19 protein-coding genes are annotated in these 21,446 nt (G+C 38.4%); 12 read left to right on the plus strand and 7 right to left on the minus strand.

Features of this window, described 5'->3' with window-relative positions:
- Positions 1-343: 343 nt before the first annotated feature.
- Genes V5M36_RS12850 through arsB form a run of 3 tightly spaced genes read left to right on the plus strand, consistent with a single transcriptional unit; the run spans position 344 to position 2,131 of the window.
- Positions 344-607, plus strand: coding sequence for a metalloregulator ArsR/SmtB family transcription factor (locus V5M36_RS12850; RefSeq protein WP_445206333.1), 264 nt, complete (start codon positions 344-346; stop codon positions 605-607).
- A 5-nt stretch (positions 608-612) separates the two neighbouring features.
- A complete protein-coding gene (locus tag V5M36_RS12855) occupies positions 613-1,086 on the plus strand; it encodes an arsenate reductase ArsC (RefSeq protein WP_338559670.1) in 474 nt (157 codons plus the stop codon).
- A 4-nt stretch (positions 1,087-1,090) separates the two neighbouring features.
- Positions 1,091-2,131, plus strand: coding sequence for an ACR3 family arsenite efflux transporter (arsB, locus tag V5M36_RS12860; protein WP_338559672.1), 1,041 nt, complete (start codon positions 1,091-1,093; stop codon positions 2,129-2,131).
- Positions 2,132-2,534: 403 nt separating this feature from the next.
- On the opposite strand, the gene V5M36_RS12865 is transcribed toward arsB, so the two are convergent.
- Together V5M36_RS12865 and baeS are read right to left on the minus strand one after the other, a co-directional pair.
- Positions 2,535-3,221: a response regulator gene (locus tag V5M36_RS12865; RefSeq protein ID WP_338559675.1), complete on the minus strand. Its 687-nt coding sequence runs from the start codon at positions 3,219-3,221 to the stop codon at positions 2,535-2,537.
- A gap of 11 nt (positions 3,222-3,232) precedes the next feature.
- Positions 3,233-4,891 carry a sensor histidine kinase efflux regulator BaeS gene (gene baeS / locus V5M36_RS12870; RefSeq protein WP_338564216.1) on the minus strand — a complete coding sequence of 553 codons (1,659 nt, stop codon included), beginning with the start codon at positions 4,889-4,891 and terminating at the stop codon, positions 3,233-3,235.
- 334 nt (positions 4,892-5,225) lie between these two features.
- Here baeS and V5M36_RS12875 point away from each other — a divergent pair, with 334 nt between their 5' ends.
- The 3 genes from V5M36_RS12875 (at position 5,226) to V5M36_RS12885 (ending at position 9,880) form a co-directional block, all read left to right on the plus strand.
- A complete protein-coding gene (locus V5M36_RS12875; protein WP_338559677.1) occupies positions 5,226-5,822 on the plus strand; it encodes a hypothetical protein in 597 nt (198 codons plus the stop codon).
- A gap of 290 nt (positions 5,823-6,112) precedes the next feature.
- Positions 6,113-7,915: an acyl-CoA dehydrogenase C-terminal domain-containing protein gene (locus V5M36_RS12880; protein ID WP_338559679.1), complete on the plus strand. Its 1,803-nt coding sequence runs from the start codon at positions 6,113-6,115 to the stop codon at positions 7,913-7,915.
- 183 nt (positions 7,916-8,098) lie between these two features.
- Positions 8,099-9,880 carry an acyl-CoA dehydrogenase C-terminal domain-containing protein gene (locus V5M36_RS12885; RefSeq protein WP_338559681.1) on the plus strand — a complete coding sequence of 594 codons (1,782 nt, stop codon included), beginning with the start codon at positions 8,099-8,101 and terminating at the stop codon, positions 9,878-9,880.
- Positions 9,881-9,944: 64 nt separating this feature from the next.
- On the opposite strand, the gene V5M36_RS12890 is transcribed toward V5M36_RS12885, so the two are convergent.
- Positions 9,945-10,154: a hypothetical protein gene (locus tag V5M36_RS12890; protein WP_338559684.1), complete on the minus strand. Its 210-nt coding sequence runs from the start codon at positions 10,152-10,154 to the stop codon at positions 9,945-9,947.
- A 162-nt stretch (positions 10,155-10,316) separates the two neighbouring features.
- On the opposite strand from V5M36_RS12890, the gene V5M36_RS12895 reads away from it, so the two are divergent.
- Positions 10,317-10,814, plus strand: coding sequence for a phosphate-starvation-inducible protein PsiE (locus V5M36_RS12895; RefSeq protein ID WP_338559687.1), 498 nt, complete (start codon positions 10,317-10,319; stop codon positions 10,812-10,814).
- 88 nt (positions 10,815-10,902) lie between these two features.
- Here the strand turns inward: V5M36_RS12895 and V5M36_RS12900 are convergent, their stop codons facing one another.
- A complete protein-coding gene (locus V5M36_RS12900) occupies positions 10,903-11,436 on the minus strand; it encodes an RcnB family protein (protein ID WP_338559689.1) in 534 nt (177 codons plus the stop codon).
- Between the two features lie 176 nt (positions 11,437-11,612).
- On the opposite strand from V5M36_RS12900, the gene V5M36_RS12905 reads away from it, so the two are divergent.
- A complete protein-coding gene (locus V5M36_RS12905) occupies positions 11,613-12,065 on the plus strand; it encodes a hypothetical protein (RefSeq protein WP_338559691.1) in 453 nt (150 codons plus the stop codon).
- Positions 12,066-12,207: 142 nt separating this feature from the next.
- Here V5M36_RS12905 and V5M36_RS12910 read toward each other — a convergent pair whose 3' ends face one another.
- From V5M36_RS12910 to V5M36_RS12920, 3 genes are all read right to left on the minus strand, one after another.
- A complete protein-coding gene (locus V5M36_RS12910; protein WP_338559693.1) occupies positions 12,208-13,671 on the minus strand; it encodes a phospholipase D family protein in 1,464 nt (487 codons plus the stop codon).
- 94 nt (positions 13,672-13,765) lie between these two features.
- On the minus strand, positions 13,766-15,913 hold the full coding sequence (gene znuD / locus V5M36_RS12915; RefSeq protein ID WP_338559695.1) for a zinc piracy TonB-dependent receptor ZnuD: 2,148 nt from the start codon (positions 15,911-15,913) through the stop codon (positions 13,766-13,768).
- A 169-nt stretch (positions 15,914-16,082) separates the two neighbouring features.
- Complete coding sequence (locus V5M36_RS12920; protein WP_338559698.1) at positions 16,083-17,369, minus strand: O-antigen ligase family protein; 1,287 nt, start codon at positions 17,367-17,369, stop codon at positions 16,083-16,085.
- 111 nt (positions 17,370-17,480) lie between these two features.
- On the opposite strand from V5M36_RS12920, the gene V5M36_RS12925 reads away from it, so the two are divergent.
- The 4 genes from V5M36_RS12925 to V5M36_RS12940 all read left to right on the plus strand — a co-directional run bounded on the left by V5M36_RS12925 (position 17,481) and on the right by V5M36_RS12940 (position 21,445).
- Complete coding sequence (locus V5M36_RS12925; RefSeq protein WP_338559700.1) at positions 17,481-18,245, plus strand: DUF4184 family protein; 765 nt, start codon at positions 17,481-17,483, stop codon at positions 18,243-18,245.
- 170 nt (positions 18,246-18,415) lie between these two features.
- Positions 18,416-20,200 (plus strand): aspartate--tRNA ligase, encoded by a 1,785-nt coding sequence (gene aspS, locus V5M36_RS12930; protein ID WP_338559702.1) that lies wholly within the window; start codon positions 18,416-18,418, stop codon positions 20,198-20,200.
- A 120-nt stretch (positions 20,201-20,320) separates the two neighbouring features.
- Positions 20,321-20,539: a hypothetical protein gene (locus V5M36_RS12935; RefSeq protein WP_338559704.1), complete on the plus strand. Its 219-nt coding sequence runs from the start codon at positions 20,321-20,323 to the stop codon at positions 20,537-20,539.
- A gap of 42 nt (positions 20,540-20,581) precedes the next feature.
- On the plus strand, positions 20,582-21,445 hold the full coding sequence (locus V5M36_RS12940) for a lysophospholipid acyltransferase family protein (RefSeq protein WP_338564218.1): 864 nt from the start codon (positions 20,582-20,584) through the stop codon (positions 21,443-21,445).
- Position 21,446 lies beyond the last annotated feature (1 nt).

The raw sequence follows: 21,446 nt of genomic DNA on the forward strand, positions 1-21,446 counted from the left end.
TAGAATTAAATAACCGCTCAATACTTATCAATACTATTGAGTATTCAGATCATTTAATCGACTTGTTTCATCAGTCATTTTTTATCACATAAACTCAAAATCAGTATTCCCTCATCCCAGTCCAGTACCTGAGAAAGGCGTAGTTCTTATATTTCAATTCGTTCTCGCTCAAGGTTTTTTAAATTTATGAAATATACCTAATGAATATTTTTCATTAAAACATTGTTGATTAAATATATGGATATACGTATATTCAAATAAATTAAATTTTAGGTTTTATCGTGTGAATCAAACTGATTTCTTTAAATGTCTCTCAGACACTACCCGGTTGGACATTTTAAAAATGGTCATGGTTAAACAAAATATTTGTGTCTGTGAGCTTACGGAACATTTGCAGTTAAGCCAGCCTAAAATCTCAAGACATTTGGCTTTACTACGCAATCTTTCAATACTGCTTGATCAGAGAAAAGGACAATGGGTGTATTACCGCCTCAATCCAGATCTGCCAGACTGGGCAAAAGATGTTTTGAAAATATTATCTAATCAAAATGATTTATCGATGCAAAACCCTCATCTTGATTCAGCCACTTCAATGCATTGCGAGTAATATTCATGAATTTTTTATTTTTATGTACAGGTAATAGTTGTCGTAGCATTTTATCAGAAGTACTTTTTAATCTACGCGCCCCCGCTGGTTGGAAAGCGTATAGCGCAGGCAGTCAACCTTCTGGGCAAGTTCACCCACTGACATTGAAAACACTTGAAAATTTAGGCTTAAGCACTGAAGGCTTATGGAGTAAAAGCATTGATGCTTGTGAGCAGTATCAACCAGATGTGGTCATCACTGTTTGTGATTCGGCAGCTCAAGAAGCTTGTCCACTTTATTTAGATCACGCCATAAAAGCACATTGGGGTTTATCTGATCCATCACATCTAGACCTACCTCAAGCAGAAAAGCTCAACGCTTTCTTGATGACAGTTCAACACATTAACAAGCGTTTAGATGCCTTGTTTGAACTGGATTTAGATAGACTTTCTCATACTGAATTAAGCGTCGAAATCAATAAAATTTCAACGATTGAGTAAGTTTATGTCTACGTCCAAACTTTCATTTTTAGACCGTAACTTAACCTTATGGATTTTTATAGCCATGGCATTGGGTGTTGGGATTGGTTTCTTCTTTCCTCAAATATCGCTTGCTTTAAATCAAATGAGCATTGATTCAGTCAATATTCCGATTGCGATTGGTCTGATTTTAATGATGTATCCACCACTGGCAAAAGTGGACTATGCAGCATTACCACAAGTCTTTAAAGATAAACGAATATTAGCGCTGTCCTTGATCCAAAATTGGCTCATTGCACCTTGTTTAATGTTTGCTTTAGCCCTTATTTTCTTACATGACTATCCTGAGTATATGACTGGAGTCATTCTCATTGGTTTGGCACGTTGTATTGCAATGATTTTGGTCTGGAACAATCTCGCCTGTGGTGATAATCAGTACGTTGCTGCACTGGTCGCATTTAATAGTATTTTCCAAATTGTTTTTTTTAGTACATATGCTTGGTTATTTTTGACTGTCTTACCTCCCTATTTTGGTGTAAGTGCACAGGTCATCCATGTCAGCTTTTGGACTATCACCCACGCTGTTCTTATTTATTTGGGTATTCCATTTTTATTGGGCTTTTTAACTCGGCTTATATTGGTGAAGCAAAAAGGGCTGTTATGGTATCAAACTCAATTTATTTCTAAAATTAGTCCACTTAGCCTACTTGCACTGTTATTGACCATTGTTGCAATGTTTAGTCTAAAAGGTGGTGAAGTCATAAACTTACCATTGGATGTACTCAGAATTGCTCTTCCATTAATCATTTACTTTATAGCGATGTTTTTCATTAGCTTTTTTATGAGTAAATGGATGGGAAATGACTACCCTAAAACAGCTGCCATCTCATTCACTGCAGCTGGAAACAATTTTGAACTTGCACTGGCTGTTGCGATTGCCACTTTTGGCCTTGCATCACCTGTTGCTTTTACCACGATTATTGGCCCCTTGGTGGAAGTCCCTGTCTTGATTGCTTTAGTCAGTGTTTCACTTTGGCTGAAAAGAAAAGTTTTTAAGGACGTATAAATACTATGTCGCCTCAAAAATCGAACTCATCTGAACGAGAAAAATGGACGAGACTGTATTGACCCATTTTTATTGTTTTAATACTTAAAGTTATTAAGCTTAAAGTTATAAAGCTCAAATTTAAAAAGATTAGAAATTAAAAAAGCTCAACGTTAAATTTGAGCTTTTTAATTTATTTTCTTAATCAACCAGATTGAAGTTAAATCATTAGACTTATTTCAAAAAGTCATTATTCACACAACCCGCTCACGAGGAGTATTCCCTCACCCTAACCTTCTCCCAAAAGGAGAAGAGATTTTCATATACCAATTTACTGCTACTCAATAATCATTTTCGACTTATGAAAAGGTTTTTTGAACGCTTTAATTCATCCAAAATAAACCATCAGCATTCATCATTCGCATTAATCATCAGGATATTCAAAACGATAACCAACGCCATAAACAGCTTGAACCCATTCATGACGGTTACCCGTCTCAGCCGCATCTGAAATCTTACGACGTAAATTTTTGATATGACTGTCAATCACTCGGTCAGCTACTTCAAAACTATCTGGATTAATGTGATCAAGTAACTGAACGCGTGAATACACCTGTCCTACATGCTCTAAAAACAATTCAAGCAAGCGGAACTCAGTGGGTGTCAAATTCAACGTCTTTTGTTGATACCAAATACGCTGTTGCGCTTTATCTATTCGAAATAGATTATTCGTTTCAGGCTCAGCTTTACGATCTAAACGGCGTAATACGGCTTGAACACGTGCAACCAACTCTTTAGGGCTAAAGGGTTTGCAGAGATAATCATCTGCACCCATATTTAAGCCCAAGACACGATCAATTTCTTCAGTACGTGCAGTGACCATAATAATCGGTAGATCAGACTGTTCACGCACTTTACGGCAAATGGTCAGACCATCCATACGTGGCACCATTAAATCTAAAATCATTAGACTCGGTTTACGTTGCTGGAAACTGTTATAGGCTTCTTGACCATCATGAAACATGCTGACTTCATAACCCGCTGCTTCTAAATAATCACGTACCAATTGTGCAAGTTCAACTTCATCTTCAACCAACATCACATGCTTCATGTGTCTTCCTTTTACTGTGCTTTCGTGTGTTTCGGAAAGGTCAATGTGCAACGCAAACCACCCAATGGTGAATGATCAAATGTTAACGTGCCTTGTAAACCTTGAACGATTTTCATCGATAATGCCAAGCCCAAACCTGTGCCGCCGGTACTTCGCGTTCGTGAATCATCTGCGCGATAGAATCTTTCGCCCAAATGTGATAATTGCTCATCACTCAAACCAAAGGGACTATCATCTACAATCACGGTCCAATGATGAGCATCTTCTAAAGTATGAACTTTAATCTCACCGCCAGACTCAGTATAACGAATACTATTGCCCAATAAGTTGACCATAATTTGTTTAAAGCGATCGACATCTAATTGTAATTGAGTACCCTCACCCTGCGCACTAATTTGTAAATTTGCTTGTTCAAATTTTGGTTTAAAGTTTTCTATTTCCTGTAGTACTACAGACCAAGGATCAACTTCAGCAAAATAAAAATTAAGTTGTTGTGCTTCTGCTTGCGCTAAATCAGCCAAATCTTGTGTTAGTTTTTTCAAACTATTTACTTGCGCCAACATCGAGGCAAAGTGCTCAGGTGTAGGTTTTCGTATACCATCCTGCATCGCTTCAATCTGAGCTTGCAACACAGCGAGCGGCGTTTTCAACTCATGTGAAGTATCCGCTACCCATTGACGACGTGAATTTTCATGTTGCTCTAAAATGACAGCAAGTTGATTAATCTCAGTCGACAAGTCACCCAACTCATCATTACGATTGACTTTCACTTGGTACTGATAATTACCTTGTGTTAATTCACGCGTTGCATTGAGTAATTGTTGAATCGGCTTTCTAAAATAAGTCGCCAACAATAATGCAGCAACCAAACTGGTTAAAAAAGATAAAATATAGATCAACAGCAAATATCGTTTTTGATCGCTAAAAAAGTTAATACTTAAAGCATCATCTTGGTTTAAGAGTGGACGTAAACCTAAATAAGCAACCACTTCGCCCTTTACCGTAATGGGTCTGAAAGAGACTGCATTTTCTGAAGGTTCGCCCAATACAAATTGCTTTTTAGCATCATATAAAGAAAGGCGTGCACTCAAGCCCAAATGATCAGACATTGAAATAAACAGCTTCTTGCCCTGTATTTTGTCGGCTTGTTTTAATTCAGCTAAGCGTTTCTCATCAGTTTGTGCAGAAACACGGTATTGATATTGACTCGAACTGAGTGGAAAGGTTAAACCCTCGAAAGGTTGGAACTCTGAAGGTAAATTTGCTTCTAAAACCTTTAAGTCTTCGGCATTCATCATCGTCGAGCCACGCGCATCGAGTTCGCTCATCACCGTATGTTCTTTAAAATAACGCTGTTGTAAGGCAATGTCATATTGTCGACGTAACCACCAACGTGATAAACGGTCATAATCGTCAGGTCCTGCCTTGCCTTCAATTTGCAAGATTTGCGCTTGGACTGCATTGCCCCAATCATCATATACGTTATAAACTTCAGCCAAGTTTTCAATCAGATAGTCAAGCTTCTGCATTTCGACATTTGCGATATATTGGGTGAAGTTTTTTTGCATCGTCCAATGTAAGACACTCAAACTCACTGTAGTAATTAACAAGGTCGTCAATAACACAGTTAAAAATAAGCGCAATGCGATTGGAACGCGACGTGTATTCAAAATGGGACTCACAATTTCATTTCATTGGATTGTATAGGTCATATGATTGTATAGAAGCGTGCATAAAAAAACTCTTCATTGTTTCTTCATCTTTGTTCAATGTTTTTAATTCGTAAAAATTTATTTGAAGAATGCCGATATTTGAGGCTTTACTCTTTAAGTTATTTCAATCTCTAATGCACAATCTCTAATGCACAAGTTCAATCTTAGCTAATTAAGCATTAACTAAAAAAGGCATAAAAAGTCCATTGTTTCTTCATCATTATTGATTAGTCTGACGACATTGAAATTAAATCTCACCGATATTAAATCCCAAACTGCGAGGATAACAACAATGAAAGCGATGACTAAAATTGCAATTGTAAGTACTGGTCTTTTCAGCCTAGGCGCATTAACGGCTTGTCAAACCACAACAACTCCGCAAAAAGATCCACGTTCAATGAAAGGTCATGAACAAAAACGCATGAGCCCAGAAAAACGTGAAGCATTTAAACAACATAAAGCAGAGCGTAAACAAGCTTTTGCACAAATGCAAAAAGCCTGTGATGGTAAGGCAGTTGGTTCAGCCGTTCAGGTTAAAGCTGGTGAACGTACCATTGATGGAACGTGTGTCATCAAATTCAAAGCTGATCGTAAAGAGATGAAGCATGTTCGTGGTGAACACCGTCCTATGCGTGGTGAAGTTCGTGGTTTAGATCAAAAACGTGGTGAGCCTTTAACAGATGCCAAAAGAGCTGAACTCATTAAAGCCTATGACTTACGCCTCGCACAGCGCCAAGCTCAACAACAAGCGATTGCTCAAGCATGTGCGGGTCAAACAGATGGAAAAATAGTCCAAATTAAAATGGGTGAAAAATCTGTAAATGGTAAATGTGAAGTTCGCTTTCAACCCAATTCGGCACCCGCTTTAGCAACAAACAAAACTGCATAAATTTTCAAATCTGAGAAAGGCGCATAATGCGCCTTTTTTGTTGACATATCTCTTTACGTTTTTTGACAATTTGTTTCATACAATTCTAATCAAATATCCATACACTATAAATACTTAGAATTTTCCTATGTTTTTTCTTTGACTTTACAGTCACACAGAAAACGTCTATAAAACTTGTACCAAAGCATAAGTTATTGCACGATGTATTAGAACTAAATAGTTGTCATAGAAGACGCTACATTTTTTATTAAGATTATAAATCTGGTCTAACCAGTATTGAGGAACACGATATGCCACAATACAAAGCGCCTGTACGTGATATGCAATTCGTTTTGCATGAATTATTAAATGCTGAAGCACATTATGCGAAGCTCCCTGCATTCAAAGAAAACGTAAGCCGTGAATTGGTGGATCAATACTTAGAAGCCGCTGCGGACTTCTGTGAAAATGAGCTTTCTCCGCTCAATCAAATTGGCGACCGTGAAGGTTGTACTTGGAATGACGGCGAAGTCAAAACGCCTACAGGTTTTAAAGAAGCCTATAAAAAATACGTAGAACTCGGCTTTCCTTCTTTAGCTGCCGAAGAGCAATACGGTGGTCAAGGCTTACCGAACTCACTCGGTATTATCATTTCTGAAATGATTGGTTCATCTAACTGGGCATGGGGTATGTACCCTGGTCTTTCACATGGTGCAGTGCGTACAATCGAACACCATGGGACAGATGAACAAAAACAAACTTTTCTAACCAAACTCGTATCTGGTGAATGGACAGGTACGATGTGTTTAACAGAATCTCATGCAGGTTCTGACCTTGGTATTATCCGTTCTAAAGCTGAACCGAATGCGGATGGTAGCTACGCGATTTCTGGTGAAAAAATCTTTATCTCTGCTGGTGAGCATGACATGGCGGACAATATTGTTCACATTGTACTTGCACGCCTGCCAGGTGCGCCAAAAGGCACCAAAGGGATCTCACTCTTTATTGTTCCTAAATTCAACTTAACAGCTGATGGTGAAGTTGGCGAACGTAATGCTGTACGTTGTGGATCAATTGAACACAAAATGGGTATTCATGGTAATGCCACCTGTGTGATCAACTTTGATCAAGCTAAAGGCTTCTTGATTGGACCTGAAAATCGCGGTTTAAATGCCATGTTTACTTTTATGAACACTGCGCGTATTGGTACTGCTGTTCAAGGTTTGGCTGCTGCGGAAAGCTCTTTCCAAGGTGCGTTGGCTTATGCGAAAGATCGTTTAGCGATGCGTTCACTTTCAGGTCCTAAAGCGCCTGAAAAAGATGCCGATCCAATTATTGTGCATCCCGCTGTTCGTAACATGCTTTTAACGCAAAAAGCATTTGCTGAGGGTGGTCGTGCATTGGTTTATGACTTGGCACACTATGCCGATGTTGTAGAACAGGCTGAATCTGAGGAAGAACGCAAATTTGCTGACAATATTTTGTCTCTTCTCACGCCGATTGCGAAAGCCTTCTTAACAGAAGCTGGTTCTGAAGCTGCGAAACACGGTGTTCAAGTGTTTGGTGGTCATGGTTTTATTTCAGAACACGGTATGGAACAAATTGTACGTGATACACGTATCGCATGTTTATACGAAGGTACAACTGAAATTCAAGCATTGGATTTATTGGGTCGTAAAGTATTACAAACCCAAGGTGCAATGCTGAAAGATTTCACTAAAATCATCCATAAATTTATTGAAGCAAACAAAGACAATGCTGCAATGAAAGAATTTGTTGAGCCATTGGCTGCGCTCAATAAAGAATGGGGTGATTTAACCATGCAGATTGGCATGCGTGCAATGCAAAATCCAGATGAAGTCGGTGCTGCTGCCGTAGATTACCTATACTTCTCAGGTTATGTAACGCTTGCATATTTATGGGCACGTATGGCACTAGTTGCACAAGAGAAACTTGCTTCGGGTTCAACCGAAGTCGATTTCTATAATGCAAAAGTAACGACTGCTCGCTTCTACTTCAAGAAAATCTTGCCGCGCGTACGTTCACACGTAGACGTGATTGCTGGTGGTCTTGAGCCACTCATGTCTTTAGATGCTGAACATTTCGCATTCTAATGAAGATGAGTCTCATCACTTAAAGAAAAAGGACGGCCAAAACATGATGGCTGTCCTTTTTTATTAATCAAAACTCAAACCCAATAAATCAACAATGTTAACCTTTAGTCGTCTAACAACAGCAGCACAGCTTGTTTAGACTCTAGATAATCCATAGATTAACAAAAAATAGGTGATCGAAAAATGCCAATTTACAATGCGCCTCTAGCCGACATGAAATTCATTTTAAATGATGTTTTCAAAGCAGAACAATTCTGGCAAGCCAATGAAAACCTTGCACATGTTGATGCAGCTACAGCAGAAGCCATCTTAGAAGAAATGGCGAAATTCGCTCAAAATGTCACACTTCCAATCAACCGTACAGGTGATGAAGAAGGTGCTACCTATAACAATGGCGCTGTGACGACCCCTGCTGGCTTTAAAGAAGCATTTCAACAATATGCTGAAGGTGGTTGGATTGGCTTAGCGGCTGATGAAGAATGGGGCGGTCAAGGCATGCCTAAAATGCTGACGGTTTTAGCAGATGAAATGTTATTCGCAACCAATCCATCATTCATGCTTTATCCACTGCTGTCTGTAGGTGCAGGTATGGCTTTAAATAGCTATGCATCTCAAGAGCAAAAAGAAACCTATTTACCTAAAATATATTCTGGTGAATGGTCAGGTACCATGTGCCTTACTGAACCACATGCAGGTACAGACTTAGGTATTATTAAAACCAAAGCTGAACCAAATGAAGATGGTACCTACAAGATTACAGGGACTAAGATTTTCATCACTGGTGGTGATCACGACCTTGCTGAAAACATCATTCACTTGGTGCTCGCAAAAACACCCAATGCCCCTGCAGGCTCGCGTGGTATTTCTTTATTCATCGTTCCTAAATATATCGTCAATGCTGATGGTTCTTTGGGTGAGCGTAATAGCGCGGGTCCAGGTTCAATTGAGCATAAAATGGGGATTAAAGCATCTGCAACCTGTGTGATGAATTTTGATGCTGCTCAAGGCTATTTGGTTGGCAAAGAAAATGAAGGTCTGGCAGCGATGTTCGTGATGATGAACTATGAACGTTTATCGATGGGGATCCAAGGCTTAGGTGCTTCAGAATATGCCTACCAAAATGCAGCACAATACGCGACTGACCGTCTTCAAGGCCGTAGTGCAACAGGTGCAAAATCACCAGACAAAGCTGCCGACAGCATCTTAGTGCATGGTGATGTTCGTCGTATGTTACTCAATGTCCGTGCCAACAACGAAGCGTCACGCGCTTTTGCAGTCTATGTTGGTCAACAGTTAGATATCACCAAATTCTCAACTGATCCAGAAGCTGTCGCTGCTGCAAACAACCGTGTTGCGCTTCTCACCCCGATTGCTAAAGCATATTTAACCGACACTGCTTTTAATGCAACACTTGATGCACAAATGGTCTTTGGTGGACATGGTTATATTCGTGAATGGGGTATGGAACAATGTATCCGTGACTTACGCATTTCACAAATTTATGAAGGCACCAATGGTGTTCAGTCTCAAGATTTGATTGGTCGTAAAACGATTAAGTGTAATGGTCAGTTTATCGCTGAATATATCGCTGAGATTCGTGATTTTGCTAATGATTTAGATGCAGATCTCAACTACATCAAAGATGCGACTTTAGATGCAGCAACTGAATTAGAAGTGATTACACAAACGATTCTTGAACGTGCTCAAGAGAATCCAGATTATGCGAATGCTGCGGCGGTTGATTACTTACATGCAGTTGGTTTACTCAGCTTTACATACATGTTTGCAAAAATAGCCAAAGCTGCCAATACCAAATCAGGTGACTTTTACCAAAATAAATTATCGTTGGTGAACTATTTTATCCAACGTATTTTACCTGAACTGCATACACGTATTGCACGTATTAAAGCAAGCTCTGAAACAGTGATGGGTTTCAGTGACGATTACTTCACAAATCAATCTTAAGTCTTTATAAAAAAACCTGTTACTGATTTATCAGTAACAGGTTTTTTGTATCTAAAATTATAACTTAAACTTTTTCGAGAATAATGCCAGTCACCAACGCATTGTTGGTATCGTTCGCTTTGTTAATTTTCACGATCCGAATTTGACCATTTGCATGAAGCTCTTCACAAAATGCTATCACCTCTTGCATTGCTTCAGCTCGAATGCCTGAGCCCAAGATCAATTTTTTCCCTTGTTCAAGGCCGTCAATTTTTGTTTGAATTTTATTTAACATGATTATCCTTCTTTCGTTAAATGACAAGAATACACTACAGCATTTTTGAGTAAATAAAACACTAAATCTGCAATATTCATAGAATTAAATTTTAATGATCAATGTGCATGGAACTTGCATGGCTAAACTTAATTCAAAATGCTGCCCTAAAAGTAGATCACCATGACTCAAAAAAGTTCACAAGTCGAAAAAATAGAATCCTTTTTAGATCGCTTCGGAAATATTGCAGTAGAAAGCTTCCATTATATTGCTTTATTTATTATTGGTTGTATGGTCATCTGGTCGGCTGGACATACGGTGATTGAAATGTTAACCGTAAAAAAGTTCGCAACGATTGACGATATCTTGCTACTTTTTATTTATTTAGAACTCGGTGCAATGGTCGGTATTTATTTTAAAACCAACCATATGCCTGTACGTTTCCTGATTTATATTGCGATTACAGCGCTCACCCGATTACTAATCTCTGATATTCAACACACGCACAAAGCCAGTATCGATTTAGTCATTATTACAGGGTCTATTTTAATTCTGGCTTTTGCAATCTTGGTGGTTCGTTTTGCATCATGGAACTTCCCGTCCGTCATCCGTGAAAAGCATCAAGACAAGCCCCTTCCAATGGGTAAAACACCACGCCCAGAAGATGATGAGTTGGCTTAAAGTAGACAATGCATATCACATCAAAGCTACATTAAACGCATTTAGATATCACGATTGCTAAGAGGGCTAGCATCCTTATCCTAGATCCTTAGCGATCATTCTCAATTTGGATATAACGTCCATTTTGATATATCCAATGCATTCCTATATTCGGTGCGGGTAAACCATAGCGCCGCCAATCCGATATTAATGTATAGGTTGAACTTTCAATTCGACCATCAGCACCATTCACAAAACCAGAACGTTGAGAGTGATACTCGGTCTGTTGTGGCAATTGTTGATTATAAATAATGGTTAATCCATTCTGCTGCGGATAAACTGGATAAGGCGCTGGATGTGGATATCGATTAGGTGGATAAGGTCGTTGATTGACAGGTGGTCGAATCGGATATTGCTGTGGTGGTAAGGGTGTTCCATACGGATTGGCATAACCCTTATAACTTGAATATCCATAAGCATTAGATCGTGGATGATTAGACGGTTGGGGGTTTTTTCGCTCAACACCACGATAATTCCCCCAATCATTTGCTGCCATCGCAGTATGAGAAAATAACGTCAATAAAGAGCCCAAGCACACTAAATACAAGCGATTCACATTTTTTAATTTTATATTACTGCGCATGCTCAAGCTCCTAGATTCGCTTAACAAGAACTAGTTTATACCAAGAATAAAGAGAAACAATGAATATAAATTATACAACTTGATAACACATCAGCTCATCACAAGAGAGAAGCATCGCCTAGCCGAGTTAGCTTCTGTTAGAATCAATTTTTTAAAACCATGTGGAATTCCCAATCGTGTCAGAACTCAATTTTGATCGTCTACATCAATTTTTTTGTAAAATCCCAAGCGTGCAAGAATCTTTCATAGACTCATATGGTACTGATGGAAAAAATGCGTGGTGGTTTAAATTTCAAATCAATATTGAACATCCGCTTGCTTGGCAAACTGTTCAAGAACTGGGACATGTTTTAAATTACATCTCTAAAAACGAGCGTCTACCGACTCAGTTCTTACCCGTATCCCCCCCCCCTTATATGAATGGTGAAGCGAAACAATTTTTGGCTTGGGTTATTCAATGCAACCATGCTGACTTCCCACCTGACGTCATTTGTGACTGGTTAGAAGCGCGTTTGCCTCAACCTGTAGAAGTTGCTGAAAGCTGGAAGATCAAAACAGATATTAAAGAGCTGGATCAAATGTCTGATAAAGATTTGGACACTTTAGTTCCGCCTAATCCTCAAGCATGATACGTTCTCAAGCATAAAAAGTTCTAAAGCATTAGACGCTCTAAAGCACAAAATTTTCAATAAAAAAGTCTCTCTAATTCAGGAGAGACTTTTTTATTATTTCAAGTTTAGTATTTCAAGAGAATTCGATCAAAATTTTATCTTAAAAAGTCGACAAACCACTCCACTCCATAAAACGATAAACACCATATTTAAGTTTTGATTCATCCGCATATTTTGCATACGCCACACTCATGTTTTTATCGTCGAGATTTGACCATGCTGTGTTGAAATAGGTTTGCGCATCGGTAAACACTTTCTGATTGGATTGACCAACCACACGCAAATCCGTTTCCAAATTATAATTTTTGAGATTACGTGCGGTAAAATTCGCAGAACCTAAAATCAATTCAGCTTGCTGTAAATTGGATTTCAAAATCATTTTGCTATGGCATTGTTCACCTTGGGTATTACACCAACGAACTTGAACACCTGCGTCATTCAATTCAGAAGCGACTTGGCGGTTTGGAATACCATTTTTTTCACGACCAAATGCATCTTTGTTCGGATCAAGCAAAACTCGTACATTTACACCACGTTCTTTTGCATCAATTAAGCCTTTAACGATTTGACGCTCTGATAAATAAAACATAGCCAAATCAATATTTTCTTCGGCTTTTGCAGAATCAATTAGCTTTAAGGTCGCTTCTAAAATAGCTTGTTCAGTTAATACTTGCACTTGAGGTAAGTTTTTTTCAGCCTCAAACTCACCCATTACCACTGCAGGAATCGAGCCTTTAGATATCAGCCCAACCGCTTGTTCTGTTTTGAGAACATCCACCGCTGTTCGCCCTGAAACAATCAAAGCTACATTGGAATGATGTGAACTGCCATCATGTGGATTCATAGATGTGACTAAAGCTTTCCAACCTTTCACAGTATCTACCACCATAGTTTTACGATGGTTCGCTTTAAAATTTAATAAGGAAAAATAACTACGTAAAGTAATTTTTTCATCACCAAAAGGATTCGGTAACCAACCTTTTTCAGGATTATTTTGAATCCCTTGACAGCATAAATACCATAAACCTGACCACAGCGGATTTGATGCTCGTAAAGGAGTCAAATCTGTCTCAATCACCTCAACACCAGATTTTCGTAGTTGGCGATAATGTTCAGGAGCAATCCCACCATAAACCGAATTAATTGGATCGGTAATCAATTTAATCTCAATATTCGGATTAAACTGCCGTTTTAACACCAATGCATCCGTTAGTTGTTGGGTTAGAGGTTGATGCTTAATCTGAGAGCTACCAATTGCTTGATTAAATAAAAACATATCCAACACAATCGTAGTCTGTGCTTCATCAATTAAATTTAAAATCTGATTAAAAATTTGATGATCTTGTTGTTGCTTACCCGCTGCATCCAAATATGTATAATCTGCAACAAATTCGACCTCGGCATGGCGTAATTTCCCAGTAAAGTTTAAGCCTTCAGGTAAAGGCTTATACATATGATATAACGCCGAAGAGAGATAACCCAAAGCCAACATGCCAATAATTAAGCCGCAATACTGACGACGCGACCAATTCAATTTTTCATGAATTCGTTTAAAGATGCGCATAACAAAAAACCTAGTCCGATCACTCAGACTAGGTTTTATTTGTATATTTTTCAAGGGTAATTCTGTTCAAACTCTTAATAACAGGTCCGATGAATTAAAAACTAAACCCTAAGCCTAGCGTAAAGTTACGTCCAACTTGAGGAATGTTCGATAGGAATGATGCATGCGAATAAACTTGATCATCTAATAAGTTATTGGCTTTCAAATAAACGCGGTAATCATTTCGATTATTCAATTGACCGGCATATGAAATACCGACATTCACCATATTATAACCTTGGGTTTCTGTTTCATATGCAGTGAATTTATCTTGCTTAAACACATGATAATACTCTGCCAATCCTGACCAACCATCCGCAAAGTCAGCTTCTACCTTGGTTCCTAAACGACCACTTGGAACGCGTGGCGCGTTTTCACCATCAATTTTTCCACGTACATAATCACCGAATACACTGGCTTTATACATCTCGTTAATGCGGTAACCTAGCTGAGCTTCAGTGCCGTAAAATTTTGCTTTATCTTGCGTATATTGCACACCGCGTAAATTGCCTTTTTGCGCAATCGTTGCGCCATAAATATAATCATCAAACCAGTTATGATAAACATGCATGTGATAATCTAACTTGCCACCTTCATAATGAAGACCAAGTTCTAAATTATTAGACGTTTCTTTATCTAACTGATCATTACCCAATTCATAAGTATTGGTCGCAAAGTGTAAGCCATCGGCATACAACTCTTGCGCAAGTGGTAAGCGTTGTTGATGCGACCCAACAATCGATAATTTATAGTTCGGCATAAATTCCCAGTTCGCTGCAGCTGACGCTGAAACACCTGTACCACTATAATTTTTTTGAGTCGATTCCACATCAATAGTTTGATGCTCTACACGAGCACCTAATTCCACATGAACATCACCAAATTGACGATGTTCTAAACCAAAAATACTATATTTCTGAGTTTTCGTATCTGCCATAAGTACATCATGATTATGGCCTTCATGCTCAGCATGATCGTGGCTATGGTCATGATCCTCGTCGTCATGTTCATCATCACCATGACTATGTGCTTCAGACGCTGATAAATTAATTTTCTGTTGCGAGAATTGAGTACCAATGACCCCTTCCCAGCCCGCAACAGCAGCATGAACCAACTCTAAACGAGCATCATAACCTTTACTTTTAAAGTTACTGATCACACTATTTTCTTCTAATTCATCATGTTCATAATCAGTGAAACTTGCATGGGCACGCAATTTTTCAAAACCTTTGAAAGGTTGATCTAGTTCAGTTCTAAGATCATAACGTTCAGATTTTAAATCGACCCACGGACCCGCAACGTTCTCATGCTCATGATCATGGTCGCCCTCATCTGCTGCAGGACAATGAAAATGATCACCATGTAATTCACAACCATGATATTCATGACTATGTCCTGGCAAACCATATTGATCTTGACGATTACTATAAGACAAACCGACAAATCCACGATCATGAATCCAAGATCCACCGACATTGACCGTTTGTCCTTCAGAGAAAGTATTGTCTACACGGCGTTTTTTCTCATCATGAAAATGGTCACCGTGTGACTCAGATACAACATAATCAGGCGCGATATAGTCATTCGCTTTGTGCTTTGAACCTTCAATACGTAATGCAAATTGATCACCAATCGCAGCTGTAACGCCTGCGCTGGCTAGTTTTTCATCGCTACCAGAGTTGTAACGGACTCCAACTTCACCTTGCATACCATTGTCAGGCATTTGGGTCGGAATTTTTTGATCTGTGACATTCACCAAACCGCCTACATTGCCTGCACTATATAAAAGTGTAGATGGACCTCGAATCACTTCGACTTGCTTGGCCAAAATCGGATCGACTGTCACGGCATGATCTGGAGACAAAGTTGAAACATCGGCTGTTTCTGAAGCATGTTGAAGAACTTTAACACGTGGACCATCTTGACCGCGAATGACTGGGCGACTGGATCCTGAACCATATTGGTTTGAATATACACCAAGCTCATCAGCCAATGCGTCGCCAATCGTTGTGGCACGTTCTGCAAGTTTTTTATTATCAATCACATGATCAGCAACGGCAAAGTCAGCAGCTGTTTGTATCAATGGATGAGCTTGTGACTGTATGGTTTCTAATCGATTTACTTGTTTTTTTTCTTCAGCAAAAACTGATGCTGAAACGATTGATAGTATGGAAATCGTGATCAAATTTTTATGGAAAGTCATGCACTGGTCCAAAACATTATAATACAGAATTATGTAATAATATAACATTACAGTGTGTTTGCAACCAAAAATTTGTTTAATCGTTAAAAAGTCTCGGATCTCTATTCACTTAGCGATCCGACATTGAAAAACCGCTTAGATTCTTAATTGAAGTGCAACCAAGCAGAATCTATGCACTTTGCAAATCCTTTTTAAACCGCACCTTTGACTCCTGAATTATGATAAAACTCATTAAAGACGCTGTGATTAAATAGAAGATATACGTGGTATTTTTAAAAAATAGATAATATTCTGTGAGTCCACTCAACATGTAATAACTCACAAAGATAAATCCAAAAACGGCCAAACTTTTGATCAATTGATCTGACGAAGAAAACATCCGAATAAAGTAAAATATCGCAGATAAAAAGGTCAAAAATAGAGCCAAGATACCAACAACACCATTTGCTGCTAATTCATGAAAGTAAATGCTGTGTTGATGCTGAAAACAAACTGGAAGCTTTCCTTGCGCTTGTAATTTACAGTTCTCTTGCTCGATTTGACTCATCCCCACACCCAGGATTGGACTGGTTTTAAATAGATCTATAGCGTTATCCCATAAGTATAAACGTATGCCCGAACTGTTCTCGAAGTTATTTTGTACGATATTTTCAGTGTCTTGTTTTAAATGTTTTACCCGTTCTTGAATTGGAGAAGACGGGAGTACTAAATTAACAAAGATAAATACTAAAAATAAAATAAGCATCAACATCACTTTTTTAAGCTGAGTGCGGTAATAAAATATACTCAAAATCAATAGTGCCAAAGGAACGCCCACCCACGTCCCACGTGAGCCGTGCAAAATCAGCAAAAATAGCGCAGAAACACTGACTAAAAGACTCAAATATGACGCTTTGCCTTGTTGCAAGAAAGAGAAACACAACCCCAATAATGCAATTGAAATAAAGGTAATGTCATAACTAATGACTGGATTAAAATATTCGGAAAAATTACCCCGATCAAAATTTAAAGCAACTCCCCAATACAACAGATAAAAAACCAAAAATACCAAAATGATATTCAGAATCTTAGAAAAATGGTTTTGATTGAATCCCGTAAAACTGTAAATCGTTGGTAACGCAATCAAGGGTAAAAACCAAATATATTGATTGATTAAATGTTTATAGGTTCGATATAAGTCTGGAGGAATCAGATCAAATCTACTGAAAAGATGATAATTAAGTGTAACTAAAATAAAAGTTGATGCACTAAAGACGATTAATGACAAATTTGGCTTTACTACTTTTTTCTGATAGGCGCAAAAGAAAAAGAACAGCATTAGAACGATGGAAACATCCCAATGCTGAAAGGATTTATTGAACATTTGATGAAAAATAACCAGCAAAAACATCAATGAGATCAGCAAAATCCCTTTCATTTCTTTAAGTTTATATGTGTTTTCTTTTATATAACTCATTCTATCGCCAGATAAAATTTTTGATGGCTCATTTTAAAGAAATGTAAATATTAATCTAGATACTACACAAACATTATTGCGCCTCATTATAGGTTTGGATATATTCAAAAGATGCCTTTTACCATTTCTCACGCTGTGCTTGCTCCCCCATTATCTAAATGGTCAGGACAACGACTCCCCATCTCAGCGCTTGCCATCGGTTGTATGGTACCTGATCTAGTCCGTTTATTTACGTCAGAAGAAATTAACAGCACCCATCTTTGGAGTGCATGGCTGTATCCAAATTTGTTGATTGGTCTACTTTTTTGTCTGAGTTGGTATCTGATTTTTCGTCCAGCTATTTTTCGATTTTTAGGCCTACACAAACCGCTCAACATCACATCTTTTAAAAAAATCATCATATTTGTTTTTTGGACCATGTTATCCCTGATTATTGGTACAGCAACTCATCTTATTTGGGATGGTTTAACGCATGTGGATTATCGTACTTTTGCATTTAATGACTTTCTAAGTCAATCGATTCGCATTGGTAATCAACATTTTCCGATACATCGTGTTTTACAAATAGGGACATCCATTTTAGCCCTACCTATTTTATTATGGATGGGTCTAAAACATCAGAAAATCCATACTCAAATAAAACCGCTTGATCCTAAAATAAAAATGTACGCGCTCAGCTTACTCATCATTTCCTTTTTTGCGGGCTGTTTTAATTACATTGCATTTGCACAACCCTTAGGTACTCCTCCTTGGCAAAATGATCTGTACTGGTTCATCGGTAAATCGATTAATCATTTTTTTAGTTCATTTCTCATCGTATTTGCATTCGGATGCATGTTGTTTCAAATTTTAGATCGTCGCGCTTATTTTGAATAATCTGGAGACCCGATCTATCCATTCGAAGATATTCGTTTGAATTACTGCTGTTTCTTGATCTTGCGCTTGTGACAAACTACTCAAAGAGGCATAATTCATCCTTCGAATAAAGGCGATACGCTGTTTACGTACTCGCTTTCACTAACCCATATAGTTGGATTTTATACGCTATGATGCGCACTCATTACTGCGGTTCTTTAACCGAAACTCAAATTGATCAAACCGTTACATTATGCGGTTGGGTACATCGTCGTCGTGACCATGGTGGCGTAATCTTCTTAGACATGCGCGATCGCGATGGTCTTGTACAAGTTGTTATTGATCCTGATACCCCAGAAGCATTTGCAACTGCAGATAAAGTACGTTCAGAATTCGTATTAAAAATCACTGGCCGCGTACGTCGTCGTTACGAAGGCACAGAAAACTCAAATATGGTCAGTGGCCAAATTGAAGTTTTGGGTAAGGAAATTGAAGTTCTTGCTCAATCTGAGACTCCTCCATTCCCATTGAATGATGAAAACACCAATATTTCTGAAGAAATTCGTTTGAAATATCGTTTCTTGGACATTCGTCGTCCTGAAATGTTAGATCGTTTACGCTTCCGTTCTAAACTCACCAATCTTATTCGTAACTATTTCGAAGATCATGGTTTCTTAGACGTTGAAACACCAATTTTGACTCGTGCAACACCTGAAGGCGCACGTGACTATTTAGTGCCAAGTCGTGTATCAAACGGTAGCTTCTATGCACTTCCACAATCACCACAATTGTTTAAACAATTGTTGATGGTGGGCGGTATCGATCGTTATTACCAAATTGCTAAATGTTTCCGTGATGAAGACTTACGTGCAGATCGTCAGCCTGAATTCACCCAAATCGACGTTGAAACATCGTTCATGAGTGACGATGACATTATGGATTTGATGGAAACCTTAACTGTTAAAATGTTCAAAGAACTTTTAAACGTTGAGTTTGATAAATTTCCACGTATGACCTATGCGGATGCAATGCGTGACTATGCATCTGACAAGCCAGATATGCGTATTCCTTTGAAATTGGTTGACGTTGCAGACATGATGCAAGACGTTGAGTTCAAAGTATTCGCAGGCCCTGCTAAAGATCCTAAAGGGCGTATTGTTGCACTTCGTGTACCAGGTGCAGGCGCGCTTCCACGTAGCCAAATTGACGAATACACAAAATTCGTTGGTATCTACGGTGCAAAAGGCTTGGCTTATATTAAAGTCAACGATCTTGAAAAAGGCATTGAAGGTCTTCAATCTCCAATCGTTAAATTCATCGAGCCAATCGTACTTGATCTATTGAAACGTGTTGGCGCTGAAAATGGCGATATCGTATTCTTCGGTGCAGACAAAGCTAAAGTTGTAAACGATGCAATGGGTGCGTTACGTATCAAAGTCGGTCACGACATGAAGCTTGCAACTTGCGAGTGGGCGCCACTTTGGGTGGTTGATTTCCCAATGTTTGAAGAAACTGATGATGGCAAATGGACCTCTGTACATCACCCATTCACGCTACCAAAATCTAGCGTTGAAGAAGTGAAAAACAATCCAGGTGCTGCACTTTCAGTTGCTTATGACATGGTATTAAATGGTACTGAAGTCGGCGGTGGTTCACTGCGTATTCATAACCTAGAAATGCAAAAAGCGATCTTTGAAGCACTGGGTATTAATGAAGAAGAAGCGGAAGAAAAATTCAGCTTCCTACTCAATGCATTAAAATTCGGTGCTCCTCCGCATGGTGGTTTGGCATTCGGTTTGGATCGCCTAGTGATGCTCATGACTGGTGCTTCTTCTATTCGTGATGTAATCGCATTCCCGAAAACAAAGACTGCAGAATGTCCTTTAACTCAAGCACCTGCGCCAGTTGAAAGCAACCAGTTACGTGACTTAGGAATTCGTCTACGCGAAAAACCAAAAGCTGAAGAAACGAAATAATTTAATTTTTGATTCTTTTAAAAGCCCTACTCTCATGTAGGGCTTTTGTTTTTCATAACAAAATTGAGATATATTCTCATCAATGGCATAATGATGTCATTCATTTAAAGGTAGTTTCTCATGGCTATGCGTCCAGATGTTCGTCGTCATACAATTATTATTATTGTTTTTGCAATCGTGCAGTGGGCATTTATGCGTTATATTTTAAATGAACAATTATTTAATTTAACCACTTACGAGCGTATTGTTTATTTTAGTGGAAGTAGTTTTGTTGCTGGTTTTGGTGTTATTTCAGCGCTTATTTATATGGTGATTAAAGGAAACTCTGATCGAACTTAAGCTCTTATCTTTTGAATTTTTAGAGTAGCTCAAATCATCGTGATGTATTCAACGCTAAAAACTTTTTCTAAACTTCCAATGACAGCGATTCAATCTCTCGCAAAGGCCATTGGAAGACTGTTATTTATTACCAATTCATCCGCTAGAAAAACAACAGAAATTAATTTAAAAATTGCTTACCCAGAATTAAATCAAGATCAACGAACTCTTTTGATCAAGAAAAGTTTGGAAAGTCAGTGTATGACTTATGCAGAATCCATCAAAATTTGGGGTTCGAGTACCAACTATGCTCTCTCACTGATTACCAAAATACATAACGAAAATATTTTTTTTGATGCGATTAATGCAGGACAAGGTGTAATTGTCGTTGTTCCACATTTTGGCACTTGGGAACTCTTAAATGTCTGGCTAAATCAATACTCCTCCCCTGTCATCATGTATAAACCCAATAAACATAAAGATTTAGATCGCTTCATGTTAGAAGCGAGACAGCGATTAAATGCAACTTTAGTCCCGACAGATGAATCAGGTGTGCGTGCTATATTCAAACATCTAAAACAAGGTGGATTAACCGCAATTTTACCTGATCACGTACCTAAGGAGTCTGGAGGAGTTTACTCACCATTCTATGGACAAAATACGCTGTCTTCTACATTGGTTTCAAAATTAGCGTCAAAAACACAATGTGCTGTTATTGGCTTAAGTTGTAGACGTACAAATCAGCTTGATGGTTTTGAAATTTTTGTCAATGAACTTTCTGATGAAATTTTATCTAAAGATTTACAACTTTCAGTTGATACGCTAAATAAAGAGTTGGAACACATGATTAATGCTGAACCCCATCAATATTTATGGGGCTATAAACGTTTCCGTCGCATGCAAAATGAAATTAAACATTATGAGTGAG

The sequence above is a fragment of the Acinetobacter sp. KS-LM10 genome, from assembly GCF_036896575.1.
Lineage (GTDB): Bacteria > Pseudomonadota > Gammaproteobacteria > Pseudomonadales > Moraxellaceae > Acinetobacter > Acinetobacter avistercoris.

What these genes read in the sequence shown, in the direction of transcription:
- V5M36_RS12850 (WP_445206333.1), top strand. Translation starts at nt 344, where the DNA reads ATGGTCATGGTTAAACAAAATATTTGTGTCTGTGAGCTTACGGAACAT.
- V5M36_RS12855 (WP_338559670.1), top strand. Translation starts at nt 613, where the DNA reads ATGAATTTTTTATTTTTATGTACAGGTAATAGTTGTCGTAGCATTTTA.
- arsB (WP_338559672.1), top strand. Translation starts at nt 1,091, where the DNA reads ATGTCTACGTCCAAACTTTCATTTTTAGACCGTAACTTAACCTTATGG.
- V5M36_RS12865 (WP_338559675.1), bottom strand. Translation starts at nt 3,221, where the DNA reads ATGAAGCATGTGATGTTGGTTGAAGATGAAGTTGAACTTGCACAATTG.
- V5M36_RS12875 (WP_338559677.1), top strand. Translation starts at nt 5,226, where the DNA reads ATGAAAGCGATGACTAAAATTGCAATTGTAAGTACTGGTCTTTTCAGC.
- V5M36_RS12880 (WP_338559679.1), top strand. Translation starts at nt 6,113, where the DNA reads ATGCCACAATACAAAGCGCCTGTACGTGATATGCAATTCGTTTTGCAT.
- V5M36_RS12885 (WP_338559681.1), top strand. Translation starts at nt 8,099, where the DNA reads ATGCCAATTTACAATGCGCCTCTAGCCGACATGAAATTCATTTTAAAT.
- V5M36_RS12890 (WP_338559684.1), bottom strand. Translation starts at nt 10,154, where the DNA reads ATGTTAAATAAAATTCAAACAAAAATTGACGGCCTTGAACAAGGGAAA.
- V5M36_RS12895 (WP_338559687.1), top strand. Translation starts at nt 10,317, where the DNA reads ATGACTCAAAAAAGTTCACAAGTCGAAAAAATAGAATCCTTTTTAGAT.
- V5M36_RS12900 (WP_338559689.1), bottom strand. Translation starts at nt 11,436, where the DNA reads ATGCGCAGTAATATAAAATTAAAAAATGTGAATCGCTTGTATTTAGTG.
- V5M36_RS12910 (WP_338559693.1), bottom strand. Translation starts at nt 13,671, where the DNA reads ATGCGCATCTTTAAACGAATTCATGAAAAATTGAATTGGTCGCGTCGT.
- znuD (WP_338559695.1), bottom strand. Translation starts at nt 15,913, where the DNA reads ATGACTTTCCATAAAAATTTGATCACGATTTCCATACTATCAATCGTT.
- V5M36_RS12920 (WP_338559698.1), bottom strand. Translation starts at nt 17,369, where the DNA reads ATGAGTTATATAAAAGAAAACACATATAAACTTAAAGAAATGAAAGGG.
- V5M36_RS12925 (WP_338559700.1), top strand. Translation starts at nt 17,481, where the DNA reads ATGCCTTTTACCATTTCTCACGCTGTGCTTGCTCCCCCATTATCTAAA.
- aspS (WP_338559702.1), top strand. Translation starts at nt 18,416, where the DNA reads ATGATGCGCACTCATTACTGCGGTTCTTTAACCGAAACTCAAATTGAT.
- V5M36_RS12935 (WP_338559704.1), top strand. Translation starts at nt 20,321, where the DNA reads ATGGCTATGCGTCCAGATGTTCGTCGTCATACAATTATTATTATTGTT.
- V5M36_RS12940 (WP_338564218.1), top strand. Translation starts at nt 20,582, where the DNA reads ATGTATTCAACGCTAAAAACTTTTTCTAAACTTCCAATGACAGCGATT.